Origin of the sequence: Fodinibius salipaludis (assembly GCF_002287075.1) — a bacterium.
In the GTDB taxonomy this organism is placed as follows: Bacteria; Bacteroidota; Rhodothermia; order Balneolales; family Balneolaceae; genus Fodinibius; species Fodinibius salipaludis.
On record NZ_NSKE01000003.1, the window covers coordinates 42,818 to 62,935 of the forward strand.

General features: G+C 43.2%; 17 protein-coding genes. 5 read left to right on the top strand and 12 right to left on the bottom strand.

What is annotated here, in order from left to right; all coding sequences use genetic code 11:
• Window positions 1-9 precede the first annotated feature (9 nt).
• Window positions 10-1,314: a two-component system sensor histidine kinase NtrB gene (locus CK503_RS04395; protein ID WP_095605588.1), complete on the top strand. Its 1,305-nt coding sequence runs from the start codon at window positions 10-12 to the stop codon at window positions 1,312-1,314.
• A 3-nt stretch (window positions 1,315-1,317) separates the two neighbouring features.
• A complete protein-coding gene (locus CK503_RS04400) occupies window positions 1,318-2,676 on the top strand; it encodes a sigma-54-dependent transcriptional regulator (protein WP_095605589.1) in 1,359 nt (452 codons plus the stop codon).
• On the opposite strand, the gene CK503_RS04405 is transcribed toward CK503_RS04400, so the two are convergent.
• Both CK503_RS04405 and CK503_RS04410 read right to left on the bottom strand, forming a co-directional pair.
• Complete coding sequence (locus CK503_RS04405) at window positions 2,677-3,330, bottom strand: YceI family protein (RefSeq protein ID WP_176466206.1); 654 nt, start codon at window positions 3,328-3,330, stop codon at window positions 2,677-2,679.
• Between the two features lie 49 nt (window positions 3,331-3,379).
• Window positions 3,380-3,979, bottom strand: a complete 600-nt coding sequence (locus tag CK503_RS04410; protein ID WP_095605591.1) for a YceI family protein — start codon at window positions 3,977-3,979, stop codon at window positions 3,380-3,382.
• 390 nt (window positions 3,980-4,369) lie between these two features.
• Here CK503_RS04410 and CK503_RS04415 point away from each other — a divergent pair, with 390 nt between their 5' ends.
• Entirely contained in the window at window positions 4,370-4,738 is a 369-nt protein-coding gene (locus tag CK503_RS04415) for a response regulator (protein ID WP_176466207.1), read from the top strand.
• Between the two features lie 914 nt (window positions 4,739-5,652).
• On the opposite strand, the gene CK503_RS04420 is transcribed toward CK503_RS04415, so the two are convergent.
• The 3 genes from CK503_RS04420 to CK503_RS04430 form a co-directional block, all read right to left on the bottom strand.
• On the bottom strand, window positions 5,653-6,936 hold the full coding sequence (locus tag CK503_RS04420) for a hypothetical protein (protein ID WP_095605593.1): 1,284 nt from the start codon (window positions 6,934-6,936) through the stop codon (window positions 5,653-5,655).
• Window positions 6,937-7,392: 456 nt separating this feature from the next.
• Window positions 7,393-10,515, bottom strand: a complete 3,123-nt coding sequence (locus CK503_RS04425) for an efflux RND transporter permease subunit (RefSeq protein ID WP_095605594.1) — start codon at window positions 10,513-10,515, stop codon at window positions 7,393-7,395.
• 25 nt (window positions 10,516-10,540) lie between these two features.
• Window positions 10,541-11,866: an efflux RND transporter periplasmic adaptor subunit gene (locus CK503_RS04430; RefSeq protein ID WP_095605595.1), complete on the bottom strand. Its 1,326-nt coding sequence runs from the start codon at window positions 11,864-11,866 to the stop codon at window positions 10,541-10,543.
• Between the two features lie 231 nt (window positions 11,867-12,097).
• Here CK503_RS04430 and CK503_RS04435 point away from each other — a divergent pair, with 231 nt between their 5' ends.
• Window positions 12,098-13,120 carry a metal-dependent hydrolase gene (locus tag CK503_RS04435; protein ID WP_095605596.1) on the top strand — a complete coding sequence of 341 codons (1,023 nt, stop codon included), beginning with the start codon at window positions 12,098-12,100 and terminating at the stop codon, window positions 13,118-13,120.
• 3 nt (window positions 13,121-13,123) lie between these two features.
• On the opposite strand, the gene msrB is transcribed toward CK503_RS04435, so the two are convergent.
• From msrB to CK503_RS04450, 3 genes are all read right to left on the bottom strand, one after another.
• A complete protein-coding gene (msrB, locus tag CK503_RS04440) occupies window positions 13,124-13,684 on the bottom strand; it encodes a peptide-methionine (R)-S-oxide reductase MsrB (protein WP_095605597.1) in 561 nt (186 codons plus the stop codon).
• A gap of 130 nt (window positions 13,685-13,814) precedes the next feature.
• A complete protein-coding gene (locus tag CK503_RS04445) occupies window positions 13,815-14,642 on the bottom strand; it encodes a slipin family protein (RefSeq protein WP_095605598.1) in 828 nt (275 codons plus the stop codon).
• Window positions 14,643-14,691: 49 nt separating this feature from the next.
• Window positions 14,692-16,032 (bottom strand): NfeD family protein, encoded by a 1,341-nt coding sequence (locus CK503_RS04450; RefSeq protein ID WP_095605599.1) that lies wholly within the window; start codon window positions 16,030-16,032, stop codon window positions 14,692-14,694.
• 239 nt (window positions 16,033-16,271) lie between these two features.
• On the opposite strand from CK503_RS04450, the gene CK503_RS04455 reads away from it, so the two are divergent.
• Window positions 16,272-16,883, top strand: a complete 612-nt coding sequence (locus CK503_RS04455; RefSeq protein ID WP_095605600.1) for a TetR/AcrR family transcriptional regulator — start codon at window positions 16,272-16,274, stop codon at window positions 16,881-16,883.
• A 157-nt stretch (window positions 16,884-17,040) separates the two neighbouring features.
• On the opposite strand, the gene CK503_RS04460 is transcribed toward CK503_RS04455, so the two are convergent.
• The 4 genes from CK503_RS04460 to CK503_RS04475 all read right to left on the bottom strand — a co-directional run bounded on the left by CK503_RS04460 (window position 17,041) and on the right by CK503_RS04475 (window position 19,896).
• Window positions 17,041-17,463 carry a type II toxin-antitoxin system VapC family toxin gene (locus CK503_RS04460; protein WP_095605601.1) on the bottom strand — a complete coding sequence of 141 codons (423 nt, stop codon included), beginning with the start codon at window positions 17,461-17,463 and terminating at the stop codon, window positions 17,041-17,043.
• Complete coding sequence (locus CK503_RS04465; protein ID WP_141239882.1) at window positions 17,438-17,713, bottom strand: DUF6364 family protein; 276 nt, start codon at window positions 17,711-17,713, stop codon at window positions 17,438-17,440. The genes CK503_RS04460 and CK503_RS04465 overlap by 26 nt, the downstream gene beginning before the upstream one ends.
• A 287-nt stretch (window positions 17,714-18,000) precedes the next feature.
• Window positions 18,001-19,443, bottom strand: a complete 1,443-nt coding sequence (locus CK503_RS04470; RefSeq protein ID WP_095605603.1) for a pyridoxal phosphate-dependent decarboxylase family protein — start codon at window positions 19,441-19,443, stop codon at window positions 18,001-18,003.
• 108 nt (window positions 19,444-19,551) lie between these two features.
• A complete protein-coding gene (locus tag CK503_RS04475) occupies window positions 19,552-19,896 on the bottom strand; it encodes a rhodanese-like domain-containing protein (protein ID WP_255233331.1) in 345 nt (114 codons plus the stop codon).
• Between the last annotated feature and the right edge of the window lie 222 nt (window positions 19,897-20,118).

The window sequence follows — 20,118 nt, forward strand, 5'->3', positions numbered from 1 at the left end:
GAGTACGGTATGAAAGAGATTTTACGATTTTTGCGCGAAGCCCGGATGGGATATCTGTTTTTTACCTCCCTGATTATCCTGGGAGTGGTATTTGGCGCATTTGAGATCATTGATCAAACCTTATTTAAGGATACCTCTCAAGATACCATGCAGTGGCTCTACTTTAGCCGCGGTGTTATCGTTTCGCTTGTTTTGATGGTTTGGGCCGCGTGGACAGTCTATAACTACCGAGAGTACTATGAGGATCAGCTGGAAGCCACCAAAATGCGATACAGTGATATTATTGAGCATTCGGCTGATGCGATTATTTCTATTGACAACGATAATAACATAACTTCGTGGAATAAAGGAGCCGAAGAAATGCTTGATTGGCAGCGCAATGAAATCATCGGTGAAGAAATAAAGAAAATAGTGCCCGATGAACTAATTGAAATGCGGGAGTTGGAGTGCATTGAATTCGGGATGAAATTCAAGGGGAATGTTAGCAACTACGAGACTGAACGACTGACGAAAACAGGAGAAAAGAAGCTGGTTCATTTAACCGAATCCTATATCCGTAACAAGGACGATGAAATTGTAGGACGCTCCCAGATTTTACGGGACCTGACGGATGTTAAAATGAAGGAGGAGCAGATTCAGCAGTCGGAGCGTCTGGCTACAGTGGGACATATGGCCGCTGGCGTGGCCCACGAAGTTGGAAATCCATTGACAGCTATTTCGTCGTTGGTACAGGTTTGTCAGCGTAAGACGGATGATGAGTTTATTCAGGATCAGCTGAAAAAAGTGCGGGACCATATTCAGCGCATTAACAAGATTGTACGGGATTTGGTAGACTTCTCCCGACCTTCGAACATGCAGTCTGAAAATGTGCAAATCAATGAAATTATTGAATCGGCAGTGGGTTTACTGCAGCACGATGCCCGCTGTCGCGATGTGGAATTTGAGATGAATCTATCCAGTAAATTGCCACTTGTTTCTTGTGTGCCCGATCAGATTCACCAGGTGCTGGTAAATTTATTGCTTAATTCTGTTGACGCGATGGAAGGCGAGGATAAGCCTAAAGTTACGATCGTGACTGAGGAGCAAGATGGAATGGCTAAACTTACGGTTTCAGATATTGGAAAGGGAATTAAAGAGGAGCACAAATCTCGAATTTTTGAACCGTTCTTTACGACTAAAGAAGTGGGCAGCGGAACCGGTTTGGGGCTTTCAGTTAGTCACGGTATTATCAATAAGATTGGAGGCTCCATCCAGGTGGAATCGGACTACGGCGAAGGAACAACATTTATTATCAAATTACCGACTAAAAATTAATTTATGAACGGATCGATTTTAATTGCAGATGATGAAGACAGTATCAGGGAATCATTAACCATTGTACTGGAGGATGAAGGGTATAATTGCACCGCGGTAAAAGATGGCAATGGGGCTATTGAGGCAATCGACAAGGCCAGCTACGATATTATTATTACCGACCTTAAAATGCCAAATGCCAGCGGTATTGATGTACTTGAGTACGCTTTGAAGCATTCATCGGATACGTTGACGATTATTATTACGGCTCATGGTACTATTGAAACTGCGATTCAGGCCCTTCGAAAAGGAGCGGCAGATTACATTTTAAAGCCGCTGGAGTTTGATGAAGTGCTTATCCGGATCCAAAATTTGTTGGAGCATAAGAACTTAGCTCAGGAGAATAAATACCTGCGCGAACAGATCGATAAGGAGTATAACTTTAATCATATTATCGGTGAGAGTTCCGCCATGAAGGAAGTGTATAAAATGGTGGAGCGAGTCAGCCAGGCAAAAAGCAATGTGCTGGTAACTGGACAGAGTGGTACGGGCAAGGAGTTGGTGGCTCGTGCTATACACTCCAACAGTGATCGGTCCAAGAAACCGTTTTTGGCTATTAACTGTGGCGCAATTCCCGAAAACCTGGTGGAGTCGGAGTTATTTGGCCATAAAAAAGGTTCTTTTACCGGGGCTAATGCCGACAAAGACGGTGTGTTTGTTGCAGCTCACGGGGGAACCGTCTTTTTAGATGAGGTAGCTGAGATTCCACTGAATCTGCAGGTGAATTTATTACGTGTTATCCAGGAGCGAGAGGTAAAGCCAGTGGGGTCAAACCAGATGGTTTCATTTGATACACGAATTATTGCAGCGACGAATAAAGATTTGGAGAAAGAGGTTGAAGAGGGCAATTTCAGGGATGATTTGTACTATCGCTTAAATGTGGTTGAAATTTCCCTGCCTCCATTAGAGCAGCGCAGAGAAGATATCCCATTGCTGGCCCATCATTTTTTACAGAAATATAACAAAGAGCTTAAACGAAATTTAAAAGGTATTAATAGCGATGCCATGGGCGCCATGATGTCGTATCAATGGAAAGGCCAGGTACGGGAGCTTGAAAATGTCATTGAGCGCGCGGTGTTGTTAAGTGATGGCGACTTTCTAACAGTTGAAGACCTTCCGGCAGCGGTTAAGAAATCATCAGATAGTGAAGATTTTCAAATGGATAGTGACAAACTGGATGAGGCCATTCAGGTTTTCGAGAAACATCATATACAAAGTGTATTAAAACGAACGGATGGCAATAAATCTGAGGCGGCGCGTCTGCTGGGTATCGACCCTTCTACGCTGTATCGCAAAATGGAGCGACTTGGGGTTACAGATTAATTATTTAATCTGCGTGGTATCCTCCTCAAGCTGAACAGTCACATTAAAATGGACGCTCAGGTCTTTGCTCGCTTTGATAAGACCTAACATGGCTGTGGGCCGCTCAATATTAAAGGTATCCATGTGGATTTTTTTGGATCCTTTTACTTGGAATCTATTGTCATTCAGTAACTTCCCTTGCACGGTGAAAGAAGTGGTGTCCTGCACTCCTGCAATTTCCATAATACCGCGGGTATGAATGTCCATCCATTCGGTAGTATCACTACTCTCATCGGCCAGTTCAGCGCTTAAAAGCCTGTAGCTAATATTCGGATAGTTATCCGATTTGAGTGCCTTATACATGTCTTTATCCATAGCACGCTTGCCACAACTAAGAGCCTCGACCGGTAACGAAACCGAAATCTCAATTTCGCCGTCTTCTTGATTGATATTGTTTCGGGGATTATTTGGATTGTTGATTTTACCGACTCCGGATAGGTTTTCGGCATTACATTGATAACTTATCATCCCGGCTTCACCTTCAATCCAAACCTTTCCTCCTTTTTCGATAGTGATGTTTTCTAAGAGATAAGATTGCGCCCCGCTTTGGGATATATTGGCAAGGATTAACAAGGGGGTTAGTAGCAGTAAGAACTGCCATCTAACCTTTTCCAATATAGAGGAGGATAATAGAGAGGTAGCGGGGCGCATTAATTAATTTTTATTAGGATTTACCTACATAAATCTCAAAAGGTATTGTAACCATTTCTCCGGCTTTAATAGTTCCGAGCATAGCTGATGGAGGATCGACCTTATAATCTTTCATGTTGATTTCATATTCGCCGGTAAATTTAAAGGACCCATCGTCTTGCTTTGTACCGGTAACGGGCAGTGTAATGTTATTGCTTGTTCCGGCAATGGTCAAACTTCCTTCTACATTGAGCTTCATTGATGTTAGCGAAGAGTCAGAACTAACGAGCTCAGCTTTGTTCATTTGAAACATGATGTTGGGAAAATCATCAGATTTAAGGGCATCATACGTTCTTCGGTTCATTCCACCTTTTCCACTTTCGATGCTTTTAACGGGGATGGTGAGCGAGAGTGATTCCACTGGATTATTTAAGGTATCCCCTTCTAACGCGGCTGCATTAAACTTAATGTACGAACTAAACTTTTCTACGTCGGATGTCCAGTCATGTAGAGTAGAAGTTCCCTCAACTTGTATGGTACTTTTTTCAAGAATTTTATAAGAATCAGACTGTGCCAGGACATTGCCTGATATTGTGAATAAAAAGATTAAAAGTGTTGTAAATAAAGATTTCATAGTGACCCCTTCTTAACTGTGGTTATTGGGTTATTATAGTTTGTCTGCTATTAATAATGCAACCATCGTTCCAAACTATTCTTAGGGTGCTATTTTTTTATAAAGGGCTGTTTGAAGCGTATTAATTGGTTTAAATCATTAAAATAAATGCAACAGGATAATTTATTATAGATAGTTTAAAAACATAAGCTTGCAGTAATGCAAGCTGCATTATGAGTCTTGTTGCAGCTCTGCAAATGAATAATAAGAGTTTTTGAAAACGAGTTTAAAAATATGCCTTTATATAGCTTAAGGGGCACTTATTGATAAATTTGATATAGATGAAAAAAGTGGTCTTGTAATTGCATTACTAATAATGAAAACGTAGAAATGCTAACCACTTTGCTTTCCATGGAGCCTCAGTCAATTCTTATTGTTGATCAGCAGGAAGTAGTGCGCGACTCTCTTCAGCTTATCCTGAGCGAAGAGGGCTTTCGTTGTTATACGTCATGTAACGCAAGAAAAGCACAAAACGTATTGACGACTAAAGCTGTTGATTTGATAATAGTAGACAGCCAGCTGCTGGACCGCAATGGATTGTTTTCGTTTCTTCGGGCAAGATATCCAACGATTAAAATTATTGTGATGAGCTCCTATGTTGAGATTGAAGTAACTCAAAAAGCACTTATCGACGGAGCGCATGACTTTGTGATTAAGCCTCTCGATTTTAAGGAGCTGATCGACAAGATCAACTATCATCTTTCTGTTGTCCGCTCCTGATTATATTCTGGTTATTAGCTGGTTAACTTTTCCATATCTCTCCCTCAAAAAGCTAATAGTTAAATTTACTCCCTTAAGAAATAGGGTTTAGTAAAGAGTAATTATCTTAGTTGATGAAATTATCAGGATGCCTACATCAAATAAGAGAGGGTGTTTTGAAATCACGCCCTGTCTCAATTAAATTGGCAATTTTTAAGCATGCCCCTCATATATAGATTCTTGAGATAGGGCCTTACAAGACAATTGTGGGATTAATATTAGTAGCAAGATCAAACATCCGGTTCAATACAACCGCAGGTAAGTTATAGAAGGCTGTTCATGAATTTAAATGATTAATCAATAGTAAAAGGTTCCGGTTCCTCGTTTGTATATACCAGTTAACTCCTCAATAAAGGGGAACAAAAAAGCTGTGATTACTATGCCAGTCCTTTCAGGTAAGGTAACCTGCTGGGATATGACCTTGTCCTACTCTTGCGCTACAGACTATGGAGAATCATCATGCCCGGCGGAACCCAAGTATTGATGTGGGGGGGACTGTGGCATAAACCCATACCAAACACGCTACTAAAAAAGAAGATCTGTTTAGTTACTTAGCGTGATACTGTATGATAAATTATAGTAGCCGGGCAATGACATAAATCCTACAGGAAAGGGATGATACCTTATAGCGTCACTTTAAGCAGTCAAACATACCGTACTGTGTGAGAACATCATGACTGATGTAGGTGTGGGCTAATAAAAGAAATAGATCAGTGAGGGAAGAAAAATTGTGATCTATAGGGTTGGCATTTCTTGGGGTCTGAAAATAGGTACAAATAAAAAACGGTGTTGCCTTTTCACAGGCAACACCGCATCAGGGGATCGGAACTTAGACTTAGGGATAAGTCATACGCTCCTATGGTTAAAAACTTGTGTTAGAAGCTAATTACGGCTTCGAGCATAACGCCGTCGAATTTTCCGTCTTCATACTTAGTTCCAACATAACCGTCACCGCTGTATGATTGTGTTACATACTCAAGCTTGGCCATTACGTTTTTGGTTAGGAACCAGCCACCGCCAATATTGAAGCGATCAATTTCGATATCGCCACTAGTCATTTCACCATCAACCAAGTTGTAGCGGGCACCGAGATAGAAGTCTTCATTGGCTCCGAAACGATAGAGTGCTTCTGCACCATACTGGTTAAATGTTCTGCTATCATTTCCTTTAATATTTCCAGTAGTGTTTTCATACACACCGTAGAATTCCAGTCCGCCGAACTTAACAAAAGGGTTCAGCATAAACGCAGTCATCTCTCCGGCTGCAGCAGGGGCGCCACGTCCAGGAGTAAAGCTTGGAGCAAAACGTCCACTACGGAATCCATCATCCATTACGCTGTAGTAACGAGAACCGGCACGGTCTCCAGAGTACAAGTACATTGATGGTGAGTTGGATACGTTAAGGATAGATGCACTTAAACGGAAACGCATGTCTTCGCCCATCTTCTTGTCATAAGCTAACTTACCATAAACGGTAGCGTGTGTCTTAATATCTCCTGCAACAACGCTTTGGTTTAGTTTACCGTTACTTAAACCAAACATTGCCATTATGCCTTTGTCATAGTAGTAAATCTCACCGGCTACCTCAGTAGTAAAGGAATCCATGATGTAGTTTCCTACAAATGGGTTGTGGATAGCAGAAGCATTATCTGTACGGCGGAAGTGGTTGTCACCGTAGTTGAGCTCCATGTGACCTACTTTAATACGCAACTTGTCCATTAGGCCTGAAAGTAGTCCTTCAGAAATAAAGTCAAGGCGATCTACCTGCATATATCCACTTTTAACATAGGCCTCGGTGTGGTGCTGTGAGGTCAAATAGGTTCGCAAGTGCATGCGAAGACCTGTTGCCAAGGCTACGTCAAGATCTAAATTAGAAGTAGCAAGGTTAAAGTTGTTTTCTAACTCAGGAAGCGTTCCTGCATCGTTGTCTTGCGAAATACCTTGGAATTGTAGAGTATTGGCGCCGCCAATGCGAACATTAACGCCATCAAATTCTACATCGGTTTCAAAGGGTGCCTCAAACTGGTTTAGCCCCGTCTGGTCAGGATTAGTAAAGTATTGCATGTCCCGATCGAATTGAGCAGAAGCAATTCCGACAGCCCCGAAGATCAAAAGTAATACCAAGCTTAAGGACTTGGTTATGTGTTGTAACGTCTTCATAATAGAACCTCTGGTTAATTTATGTTTGTGAAGATTATGTTGTTTTTGTGGTTCGTTAGATAGTGCTACAAGATCTGTTCCAAAAGAGTATTTTGTCTCTAGATTATTTTCAATACTTCTTAAAAAGCTCGTTTAAATGGTCTAAGGGGCGAAAATAATCTCCTTTTTTTTGAGTATCTGAGGCAAGCTAAACGCAGGATATCAGACTATTGCATTTCTGCATTAGCTTTAGGCTTGTATCTTTGCAGATGTGCATAAGAACTGAACATCCCTACTTATTAGAAAGGATATACCGGTTACAAATGGTGAGGGAAGCAAGACTTGATGTGCTTTTTTCAGATGCTGGAGCTTATTAATAGTAAACGGATGAGGTTGAATGACTCGAAAGAATAGAAATTAAAAAAGCCCGATGGCGACTGGCCACGGGGCTTTTTTAATTAGTGATTAAGTAAAATACTATGCTTTTGCAGGTTCAGCTGTTTCTCCGGTCATCCATGAGGGGACCCAGCTCTGTGATTTAACTTTCGATAACAGGCTTTCGGCAGAAATATACACTACGGGGATAAATACCAGGGTTACAAGTGTTGAAGCTGTTAAGCCCCCAATAACCACCCGGGCCAAAGAAGCTTGAATTTCGGCGCCGGAGCCAATGCCGAAAGAAAGCGGCAGAAGTCCTAATATAGTAGTTAGGGTTGTCATCAAGATAGGTCGCAGTCGCAGTCGCCCCGATTCAATGACGGCTTCGCGTATTCCCATATCATGTTCCCGTCTCATCAGATTAATATAGTCGACTAACACAATTGCGTTGTTTACTACAATACCTATTAGCATCACCACGCCCATCATACTTTGCATGTTAATGGTTGTGCCGGTGAGCATCAGCGTTGGGACCACCCCGATAATAGCGAGGGGGACAGAAAACATAACAACCAGCGGATCAAAGAATCGTTCAAACTGGGCAGCCATCACCATATAAATAAGTATCAGTGCCATGATGATGGAAAGCTGAAAGTCGGCTGCTGCTTTTTGCTGTTCCTCGTATTCCCCACCGTAAACGATAGAGAACCCTTCAGGCAGCTGCATATCAGAAAGTTTGGCCTGGATTTTCTCAACGGCTTCGCTCAGGGCTACACCGCTTTCGAGGTTGGCCGATATATAGGACACGCGCTGACTGTTAACGCGATTGATATCCGTAGGTCCGCGTCCCTTAGATTGTGAAACGACTGCAGTAACCGGCAGCACCTCTCCATCGGCTGTACGGATTGAAATATTCTCCAAGTCTTTGGTACTTAGGCGATCTTCGGGCTGCAGGCGAACGCGGATAGGAAACTCATCACCGCCTTCTCTGAAAGTGCCGGCGCGGCTCCCGCCTACATTTGTTTGGATCACGCGGGCCACCCCACTTACGGTGAGACCCAGATCAGCAATTTTTTCGCGATCGAATATTAGATTCTGTTCCGGCCGGCCTTCACGTCGATCAGTACGAACGCCCGTAACTTCAGGGATTTGTTCCATTCGCTTTTTAATCTCTTCGGAAAGCGTTTTGGCTTGCTCTAAATCATATCCGCGAAGCTGGAGCTCTACGGCTTCTCCGCCGCCTGAGCCAAAAATACGCCGTAAAATCCACAGCCCGGATTGTGCACTTACGCGGATATCACCGCCGGGGACGGTACCGGCAACGTTTTCCCGAATCTGATCAGCTATTTTTGATGTGCTCATAGAACGCTCTGAGGCTTCAACCATAGCAATTTCAACTTCAGCACGTCCATCTCGTACATCCGTTGTAATATGCTCAACATCGTCCATGGGTAAATGAGCACGGACAACTGTTTCTAACTCTTTGAGATACTCGTTTTGTACGGCAATATTGGTACCCTCGGCCATCATAAAGTCTATATCAATTTCGTCGGCATCCGATTGTGGGGCCAGTTCCACAGGAATTAGAGGGATAAGAAGAACTGATCCAAGAACCAACACACCGGTAATGGTATAAACAGCCGGTTTATGGTGTAAGGTATAATCGATAAAATCGGTGTACCGCTGTTCCAGAGCAGCAAATGTCCGCTGGAACCAACTCTTTTTCGCGGCCTTTTCTGAGTTATCAGGTTGGACGGTCAAGAATTTGCTACACAGCATTGGTACCAGGGTAAGGGCTACAAACAACGAGCAAACCAAGGCAAAGACAACTACCAGTGCAAGTTCCTGAAAGATGCTGCCCGATATTGTTTGCATGAATACCACCGGCAAAAATATAACCGATGTTGTAATCGTAGAGGCAACAATAGCTCCCCCTACCTCTCGCGTGCCTATCAGCGAGCTTGCTTTTAGATCTTTGCCGCGCTCCTCCCTGAGGCGAATAATATTTTCGAGTACCACAATGGCATTATCAACAATCAGGCCCACCCCCAGGGCAAGTCCACCAAAGCTCATTTGGTTAAGGGTTAAGCCATTAAAATAAAGTAATCCAAAGGTTGCAATAATGGATATAGGAATGGCCAGCGAGATAATAAATGTAGATGAGCCGTTCCGTAAAAACAGGTAGAGCACAACAATGGCCAGCAAAGCTCCCCAGATAGCTGAACTTTGGACATTGTCTATAGAATTTTGAATAAACTCACTTTGATCGGTCGTAACGAACAGGTTCATGTCACTCCGTTCGTTATTCACTTTTTCAATTTCCTGTCGGATATCTTCTGCAACCGAAACAGTGTTGGCTCCCGTCTGTTTACGGATACCAAAACGAACCATCGGTTTTTTATCAATGGTTACAAGGCGATTAAGATCTTCATATCCCCATCGTACTTCCGCTACATCCTTAACGCGGATCGGTTTGCCATCCTCCATGCGAATAATAGTATTGGCAATTTGATCGATGGATTCATACTCACCGAGGGTGCGGACATAAAGTTGCTGGATCCCGGAATTTACATTCCCGCCCGGGAGATTAATATTTTCACTGGCAATAGCTTGTTGTACCTCGGCAGATGAAAGTCCACTTGCAATTAGTCGGTCGCGCTTGATTTCTACATGAACTTCTCGGTAGACGCCACCCCAGATGTCAATAGAGCCTACTCCGGGTACTTGCTCAAAGCGCTTGGTTACTTCGCGATCAAGAATCTGAGTGAGCTCCTGCAGGTTCATATCCGAGTTGGCTCCTACAATAACAATCGGGAAGTTATTAGGATCAAACTTCCAGATTCGAGGCGGTTCGGCCTCGGGCGGGAGCTCGTCACGAACCCGATCTAATGCAGCGCGAATATCGTTGGCGGCAACGTCAATATCAGTGCTCTGGGCGAATTCAAGCGTTACACGGCTCTGTCCTTCTGATGAGCTTGACCGAACGCGTTCTACGCCAGGTACACCCGCGATAGTATTTTCTATGCGCTGGGTGATGATGGTTTCAATTTCCTCGGGACCCACATTGGGATACTCCGTAGCTACAGTAAGCTGTGGGTATTCGACGGGCGGCAATAAATCTACCGGCAAATAGCGGAATGACATAACCCCTAAAACGATGATAATGAGGAAGAGCATCGTGGTTGCGATGGGGCGTTCTACGGCTGTTTCTGTAATCTTCATAGTGTTAGATAATCAAGTGTAGAAGTTATTGGCTCGAAGAATCGTTGAGTTCAGTTTGACGATTTAGTACGCGTTGCAACAGGTCTTGACGTTGTAATCCCTGAAGGGCTAAAATCCGCTCCCATGAGCTGGTGCGAACACGGGCTTGCTGGCTTCCGCTCGACAGCAGGTTTTGGCCAACAGTAATAACCCAGTTGCCGGGCTCAATACCTTCCACCCCTACTTCCATGCGACCTTCGGCAATGACATCAATTGACTTGAACTGTACTTCGGTGGGTGCTGTGAGCGGAGGCGGATTTTCGGGATCAACCTGTTCGGCAGGCTGTATCTCAGATCCTAAAGAAGTTGCTACAAAAACACCTTCTTCTCCCGAATTAGGATCGGTATAAATGGCGCTTGTGGGCACTAAGGTAGCTCGCTCACTTTGTCCATATAAAATGTCAACAGGCACAAACATTCCTGGTCGGAGCTTATTACCTGTGTTTTGAACATCAATTTCTCCCTCAGTGCTTCGTGTTATATTATTAAGGAATGGGGATATTCTTGATAGTTCGGCTTCGATAAAGTCACTGTTGTTAGCATTAGAACTGGTATAAATACGTGCTGTTTGTCCTACCTCGATATCATCGAGCATCTGGTCGGTCAATACCACTTCTACGCGCAAATTATCGAGATCTCCAATCGTATAAAGTTGGGTACTACTGCTTACCTGCATTCCGGTTTCAGCGGATCGCTGACCTACCGTTCCCGATATCGGAGCTTTAATTACTGTTTTTGAAAGCATGTCCTGTTGTTCGGCAAGGCTGGATCGAGCCTGCTCAACCTGGGCTTCAGCTAAATCCACATCGGCCTCGGCAGACGACATCTGGGCTTGTAGGGTTTCCATTTCAAGTTCACTCGATAACTCTTGATCGCTCAGTTGTTTTGTTCGTCTGTACTGAGCTTCAAGTTCGTTATAGCGGGCGCGTGCTTGTTTTAGGCGTGCTTCATTGATCCGCAGGTTGGCACGAGCTTGTTCTACTTGTTCCCGATATTGACTGTCTTCAAGCGAAACGATAGGTTCTCCCTTTTCAACATATTCTCCATTTTGTACATGGACAGTGGAAATTTTTCCTGAAATCTCAGGATACAGTGACACTTGGCTTTTAGCATATACTGTGCCGCTCAATCGTTCCGAAAGCGGAAGTGCTCCGTAACGAGATTTCACGGCTTCTACCGACGGCGTAGATGAAGAATTACTCATAGCCGGGCTACTATTGTTATCACTGTCACCGGAACAGGAAATGACCAGGCTTGAGGCAAGTAGTAATAATGATAAATAGAATACTTTTTGGAATAGAGAAAGCTTCATGGATGATAAATAATATTCAGGTTTAAAAAGGTCGTAATGACACAATGAAAAAATTAGCCGAAATGTTCATTACAAAATGTAATAGGATGTTATACTTTATAATGTTCTTAAACATACAACTCGATTCTGAAGCAAAGTTGAACCTTACAACACACTAAATCGTTCAAAGTATTCCTTCAGGAGAGCGTTTCTTTTTGAACTGTTTCATATTTTAAAATTCATAAAAAATTGATGGATACTGTTACACAGATTACGCTTGGTGCTGCAGTAGGAGAAGTACTGCTGGGAAAAAAGTTGGGAAATAAAGCGGCATTGTGGGGCGCTGCCTTTGGAGTGCTGCCCGACCTTGATGTGCTTGCTTCTCCGTTTGTCTCAGAAGTACAGGCGTTGGCTATCCACCGCGGTATTACGCATTCGCTGTTTTTCTGTGTGGTGGCTGCTCCTTTGTTTGGATGGTTTTTGCAGCGTTATCAAAAAAGCAATGTATCATGGAAAAAGTGGTCGTGGCTCGTATTCTGGGTGTTTCTCACCCATATTTTTATTGATGTCTGCACGAGCTACGGTACGCAGGTTCTTCAGCCATTCAGCAACTATTCCCTCAGCTTTAATTCTATTTTTATTATTGATCCCTTTTATACCTTGCCATTGTTGTTGGGACTGGCAACTGCTCTTTTTCTGAAAAGACAATCAATAAATCGCAGGTGGGCAAATTGGCTGGGGGTCGGGATAAGCTCCCTGTATTTGTTGGTTGGCTTTGGGATTAAACATCATATTAATAATGTGTTTGAGTATAATTTTGACCGGGAGCAGATTAACCCTGAGCAATATATGACCACCCCCTCTCCCCTGAACATTTTTTTGTGGACGGGCTATGCAGAGGCCAATGATACACTCTATGCCGGCTTGTATTCTGTTTTTGATGACGACCGGGAAATCAATTTTAAATCGGTTCCGAAAAATGAGGAGCTATTGCAGCCGTATCATAACCAGCTGCCAGTTGAGCGACTTATTTGGTTTTCACGGGGATACTATGCAGCTGAGAAAAAGCCTGATGGACTCATCGTTCATGACCTTCGATTTGGTCGGTCAGACTTATGGCTTACTGATCAGCCGGCCCCGTTTGTATGGAACTATAAACTGATATTTAACAGCGACTCGACTAAGGTTACGGGCTTTAAACAGTTTGAACCCAGCTTTGATATGCGGGCAGATATGTGGAATCGCTTATTAAAACGGATTCTTGGAGATGAGTAAGAGTCAGTTTGTTTGTGTGCTGTCGTTGGGTACGAAGTCCAGTACAAGGGAATTCATGCAGTAGCGCTTGCCTGTTGGAGGTGGCCCGTCGTTAAAAATATGACCGAGATGGGCATTGCAGCGCCCGCAAAGCACTTCCGTGCGCTCCATGCCAAGTGAGTTGTCCGGTTTAAATTTAACACTGTTTAACCCCACCGGTTCAAAGAAGCTGGGCCAACCGCAATGGCTCATGTATTTTGCTTCTGATTCAAAAAGTTTATTTCCGCAGGCTGCACAATAGTATGTTCCTTTTCCTTCGTGATCCCAGTACTTACCGGAGTATTCTCTTTCAGTTCCTTTTTCGCGGGCAATGTGATAGACTTTGGGTTTCAGAACCTTTTTCCAAACAGAGTCAGGGAGGTTTAATTTTGTGGTGTCAGTGCGAGAATAATAGGGATTGTGGGGTTTTATATCCGAAGTACTTTTAGCCACTTCGGGATTGGTGGTGCTATTATTTTCTTGCTGTGCCTGACAGCTTGTGAGGGGAAAGAGAATAACGATTAAGAGAACAGATAGAATTCGCATGGTCACCGCACTTATTTTTTTGTTAGTGATAATAACATCAGGGACAGTTAGATCATTCGTAATAAAAAAAACTGGCGCAAGTTGTTAACCTGCGCCAGTTGTAGTACCAGATTGATTTTAAAAGATTGGATTATGATTCATTATCCGTGTCATTTGAATCATCACTAATTTGCGGAGGCACATCAACACCCGACATATTTTTAAATACCTCGAGCATCTCCATGGGCAGAGGCATGAATGCAAATGTGGCATTTTCTTCGCTGATGTCGCTCATGGTTTGCAGAAAACGCAGCTGAAGTGCCATGGGCGCTTCTCTCATCATGGTCGCTGCTTCAACTAATCGTTCGGCAGCCTGGAATTCACCTTCGGCATTAATCACTTTAGCTCGACGGTCACGTTCGGTTTCTGCCTGACGGGCCATTGCTCGTTTCATGTTTTCGGGCAGTACTACGTCGCGAACTTCTACAGAAACAACCTTAATTCCCCACGGGTCGGTCTGTCGGTCAATAATTTCCTGGATGTTTTTATTTACTTTGTCCCGCTCGGCCAGCAGCTCATCGAGCTCCACCTGTCCAACAATACTGCGTAAGGTTGTTTGCGCCAGCATGGATGTAGCGTGGATATATTTCTCTACCTGAATGGTTGCCGCTTCGGCGTCGATAACGCGGAAAAAGGTAATGGCATCAACGTGTACCGTAACGTTGTCTTTGGTGATAACCTCTTGTCGGTCTACGTTGATCGTTAACACGCGGAGGTCAACTCGCTCAATTTTATCGATAAAGGGAATGAGCATGATAAGGCCGGGTCCCTTGGTCTTATGAAATTTTCCGAGCCGGAACACAACGGCCCGTTCATATTCCCGAAGGATTTTAAAAATCTGGGGCAACAGTATTGCTGCTAAAACAGCAATCGTGATAACCCACGTTATGATGTCAAAAAATTGATTCGAACTTTCCATAAGCTTCTTTTTTAGGGATTAAATTAATAATAGCTGTTAAAATAATTTACTATCCGTTATTTGTATTTGATGACTTTGTCAGTGGTTTTACTTTCATTTTAAGGCCTTGGATCTCGGTGATTTTACATAATTCTCCTTCCTGAATGGTATGTTCTTCACTAATTGCATCCCAGTATTCACCGTTCACAAAAACCTTTCCTTGATTGTTGTCAATCTTGTCGACGACCTCGGCCTGCTTACCAATCATAGAGTTTTTTCCCGTTTTACTATCCGTGAATTGCGCTCGAATTCCCTCCGTCACAATCCAAACAAAAAAGAGAGTCGTTAATATTGTGGCAGGGACAAGCCAAGCCCATGAAAGCTCCATAGATTCGGGTAAATCCTGGAAAAGCATGAGGGCGCCTAAAAAGAAAGATACGGATCCCCCCGCAATGAGTAGTCCAAAAGTGGGAGTAAAAGCTTCAGCGACAAATAAAATGATAGCCAGGCCAATGAGGGCAAATCCGGCAATATTGATGGGCATTGCTGCCGAGGCGTAGAGTACCAGTACCAGCGCAATGACACCGGCAACACCGGGCACAATAGCACCAGGATTGGTTACCTCACCAATGATACCGTAAATGGCAATCATCGTAAGAATGAGCATTACTTCGGGACGCATGATAAAACCGAGGAATTGTTCGGCGAAATTTGTGGGCACCTCTTTGATGGTAGCATTGTTAGTAGCCAGGGTATCACCATTAACCGTGCGGCCATCAATATTTTTCAGGAGCTCGTCGGTATTGGAGGCAATTAGATCAATCACATTTAATTCGAGTGCTTCCTCGGCTGTAATCGATTCTCCATCTCGAACTGCAGACCGGGCCCATTCGGCATTACGGTCGCGCCTGTTGGCAATACTTTCGATGAAGCTCTCGGAGTAATTAAAAATCTTTTTCTGCATGACGGTATCAGACTGTCCGCCTCCCATCTGAACCGGTGATGCAGCTCCTATCGTAGTTGTGGGAGCCATCGCCGCTACATGGGCCGCCATCGTGATAAATGTTCCGGCACTGGCGGCACGCGCACCCTCGGGAGCTACATAAACGATAATGGGTAGATCATCGGATTCAAGAAAAGACTGAACAATATTTTTGGTGGATTCCAACAGGCCGCCGGGAGTATCCATCTGTATAATTAACGCTTCGGCGCCCTGTTCGGTGGCTGTTTTTATTCCCCGGTTGATGTAGTTGGTAGTGGTAGGAGAAATAGAGCCCTCTACAGATATCATGGTTACAACCGGTTGTTGGATTTCCGATTGCTGTACAGAATCAACAACAGTTGTATCGGGTTGAATTGAAGCGTTACCCGAAAAGAAAGCAAGGAATGTGAAAATGATTAGTTGTTTCATACTGTAAAGTTATCAAAAAGGATATTGGAAACAATATCTGAACAGAATTTATAACTATGTTGAAAAATAAGTAAGCAAGATTCAACCGAATTTATGTACCAATTTAAAGATCGCTATTCTGATAGGGGTTTGTTGAACATCTCGGGGTCAGAGGGATTAACTATTCAATTAATACGCTTGCTCTTCCCCAAAGTAACAGTTAGGTTCAAAGAAATAATCCTAACTAACTATTTAGTTCTATGAGTGGGAAGGGAAAAGATACCCGGCAGGAGATTATAGAAGCAGCCAGGAATGAGTTTTTGACACACGGATTTGAAGGAACCCGCCTCCACAATATTGCCGATCATATTGGAGTAACCAAGGCGATGATACACTATTATTTTAATACTAAAAAAGAACTTTTCGAGCACGTATATAAACAATCGGTAGAGGTTATTTTTGATGATCTGAATGAAGTTCTTTCGAAAGACGTGCCGCTGTTTAAAAAAATAGAGTTACTGATCGAAAACAGTTTACAAAAAGCAGATCAGAGTCCCAGAGTGTTGGCATTTGTGATTACGGAAATCAGCAGAAAACCGGACTGGCTGCAGCCTATTTTTGAGGAGCAGGTGGTGCTACAGGTTGGGGCTTTTGAGGACGAGATTAACGGTGCTGCGGCTAATTATGAAATAGCATCCGTTAGTGTTCAAGATTTGCTCCTGAATATCTTTTCGCTTTGTTACTATCCTGTTGTTGCGGGTCCGATACATCAATCGTTGTTTAGCATAGATGATTCTTCATCAGAGAAAGGGTTTTCGGAGAAAAGGAAAGGGGTAGTTTTAGATACAATTTTAAATTGGCTGACTGCTTAATCCATTTTATTCAGTGGAAAAATGGATATTCTCAAACCAATATTTAAATTGATGAGTTTCTTTATTTCCTTGGCAATATTGGCACAGCTGGTTTCATTAATCACTTTTATATAGCCTGTAATCGGGTTTGAAGCAATATTGTTAGTTGGGAAGTGCGTTATTCATCGAGTTGGTTTAAAAATTTCATTGGAGAGAGTATTGTGATTTCAGACTGATCAAAATCTTTCTGATTTCTGGTTACAATGGCTTTGCAGGCTTCAGATTTTGCAGCGAAATAGTGAATGGCGTCTTCAAAATCATTCCATTGGGAATCAAGCGCGCTATCGATAACCGAAGATGTAACAGGGGCAACATCGAAAGCCCTGCGAATTTCTTTTAGTCCCTTATAGGCTTTTGTTCTGTTCATTTTTTTGTTGAGGATATAAAACAAGGTATCAAAGCTGTGGGCTGATATTATTCCCCTGAAATCTTTTGATTCTGATCGTTCTATGAGTTCAAGCGCTTGAGCTGCATAAGGTCTTCGGTAGATAATGGCATCCAAACAAATGTTGGTATCAATCAGTACTTTCGTCAACGTCATAGTGCTCTTCAATTACTTCCCTTTTTATTTTATTGTAGTCATAGTCACTTACTTTCTCTGATTCTGGGATAAGATTCATCAGCTCATAAGCAGCACTGCCGGGAGTTGGGGTAAAGCTATCAGGATCATCTTCTTGAGCTATTAGTTCCTCAAAAAATTGTGAAACGCTGATTCCCTTCTTCTCGGCAATTTTCTTTGCTCGTTCTTTTATTTCTTCCTCTATGGAAAGATTCAAGGTGCGTTTGCTCATAATATTGCCCATTTATATAATAGTTGCGTATGAGTATTATACATTATGCGCATAAAAAAACGAAATTAATGTCATAGTATTTTGCTGACAGGAGGTTAATGGGTAAAAATTCTAACAGAATGTACTTACGAAAAGATTTTCTTTCGAGTTTGTGGATAGACTTTTGTGCGTTTCTGTTAGTAATTTAGTTATAATGCCAGATTTGTCTTACCGGAAACAACAGAAAGTAATGGTTTTATTTGACTGTGAACCTGATGAATCCCAAAGGGGTTATATTCGAAAAATAGTTATAGTGCTCCCAGTTCCTGTATTTTCTTTTTTAACACCGATAAAATAAGATCAACATCTTCCAGGTGTGTACGAAAATTGAGAACCGCCAGCCGTAGGTACACCATTCCATTAAGATGGGTTGAGGATAAGAAAACCCGTCCATCACTGTGTATCTCATCGACCAGCTTTTTATTGAAAGCGTTGGCATCACCGGTTTCGGGAACGTATCGGAAGAATGCGATTGATAGTTCGGGCTCCGGCCCCACTTCAATACCTTCGATTTGTTGAATTTCATCATAGAAATAGCGCGTCAGCAACAGTTTTTCATCCAAGGCGGCGCGAAATGGCTGTACGCCGAAAAGTTGAAGTGGCAACCACATCCGTAAACCGCGAAAATGTTTGGAGAGTTCGGGCGAAAGATCAGCGGGAGATGCTTCTTCAGTAGCTTTATAGGTATCTTGCAGGTAATTCGCGCTCATGTGCTGCGAGTCGTATAGCTTTTCTCCATCTTTGACAAGCAGCGCCCCCGAGCCGTAGGGTAAAAACAAACCTTTATGGGGATCGATGGTAGCGGAATCAGATTTTTCAATGCCTTTCATCACTTTTTTACCGTGATCAGTAAGAAGAAAAAAGCCGCCGTAAGCCGCATCCACATGAAACCAGAGGTTATGTCGGTCAGCGATATCACCGATTTTGTCAAGGGGATCAACGGCTCCGAGATCAGTAGTACCGGCAGAGGCAAAAATCGTCAGTGGAATTAGCCCCTCGTCTTTGTCTGATTTAATTTGTTCTTCTAAAGCATCTGTCTTCATACGGTAATGGTCGTCCATAGGAATCGTACGAAGTGTGGCTTCACGCAGTCCGGCAAACTTGACGGCTTTGACCACACAGTGGTGGACCTGCCGGGTAGTGTAAATTACAGCACGATTAAAATCTTCAGCTTTTATGCCAGAATCGTCACGGGCTACAACCAACCCGATTAGATTCGCGATTGAACCTCCCGAGGTCAGGTTGCCGGAAGCCCCGTCGGGATAGCCGATGAGATCATTCATCCAGCGGATACACATGTTTTCGATGCGTACGGCCCCTGGAGAAGAGAAGAAGACACCGGTGTAACGATTGGTCACGGCCGCCAAGTAGTCAGCAATAGCTGAGGGATAGAGTCCGCCGCCGGGAATATAGCCGGTATGCTTGCCCGAAGCGGGATTGAGACCGGGCTTATCCACTTCGGATTTTAAAACATTTAAGAGTTGATCAAAGTCTGTGGGTTTTTCGTCAAAGGGCAGTTCGTATACACCCTTTCCCATAGATTCGGAATCCACATAAGCAGGCTGCTCGGAGAGTGATGACAAAAAGTTTTCACCATAATCAGCAGCTTGGTTGATTAATGATTTTCGATCCTGAGCAGTAGTTTCAAGTTTTTGAGCTTGCCGTTCGAGCTCTTTGATTTGTTGTTCCATGTATGGGATGGAAGTTCACGAAATTTCAATTAGCAAGTAGGTCATAAAATAATAAAAGCCGCGGCCAACTGAATGACCGCGGCTCCCAAAATCAAAAAGTGATATTTATTAGCTTACGTCGGTGCCTGTCAGGCGATAGCCTTCGCTGCGCCATCCGGCCAAGCCTTCTTCAAAGTCCCAAACATTATTATAGCCCATCTCAGTGAGCTTTTCAGCAAGCTTGGGAGAGGCATCGCAATCTGCATTGGCGCAGTAGACTACGATATCCTGATCTTTGTCAGGAATTACATTCGTTGCGCATTCGAGATTATGCTCTGTAATATTGATGGAACCCGGAATGCGCTTGGCCTCAAAGGCTTCTTCCGACAACGCATTGATCAAAACAGGACGATTTTCGCTCGTCATGCGATCGTGAAGATGGGTTGCAGATATACGTTGCATCGTAAGTGGCATAGTGGTCACCTCTGTTGATTTGGTTCCATATTTGTTCGCACAAATACAGCATTTTATAACAAGCTGAGCGATGGTTTCCATTCCATTGAGGAACGTCTATAAAAGATCTAAAATGTCGAAGATGGAATTTTTTGATACATGTCGGGATATCATCCCGATCTACATTTAGCGAACATTTTCAAGGATCAAATTTGTTAGGTGAAACTAAAACAAAGCGGTAAT